This window comes from Ancylomarina sp. 16SWW S1-10-2 (assembly GCF_009669305.1).
Classification (GTDB): Bacteria; Bacteroidota; Bacteroidia; order Bacteroidales; family Marinifilaceae; genus Ancylomarina.
Genome location: NZ_SADB01000250.1, coordinates 1 through 423, shown reverse-complemented (window position 1 = coordinate 423; position 423 = coordinate 1). Strand labels below are relative to the sequence as shown.

Genomic DNA, 423 nt, shown 5'->3' with positions numbered 1-423 from the left:
TGACGCTAATCATACGGCAAATTGCCGTACATTGCCAGCCGGCATGTGGGGTCGTGGGAAAGCGGCCGGCCCCAGGCGGACAATTCAGAGGTCCGCATACCGGGGCAGCAGGTCCTGATCGACCAAGCGGATCTCGATGGCGTTGGCGTTTCTGACGTGCTCAGGGTTCTCGTCCGAGAAGGGCTCGTCGGTGACACTGACGATGATCGTGCCCCGCTGCTCGTCCTTGCCCGTGGCGCTCTTGCCCATCACCGGCACCAGCGCTCGGGCCTCGGGTACTTGCTGCGCTGTCAGTACGCGCGGCAGGTACAGCATCCAACCCACGCCGGGGCGGTCCTTGAAGACAGCACTTTCCGGGTAATAAAAGGGGCTGAACGTGGCGAATGCCGCCGGCCATATTCCGCTGGCGTGCTGTAGCAAGGC

At 63.1% G+C, this 423-nt stretch carries 1 protein-coding gene; it reads right to left on the bottom strand.

Annotation, left to right across the window (positions count from 1 at the left end; all coding sequences use genetic code 11):
* Positions 1-84: 84 nt before the first annotated feature.
* The coding region (locus EMN46_RS19150; protein ID WP_195715336.1) for an immunity 52 family protein at positions 85-423 on the bottom strand (339 nt) is incomplete at its 5' end.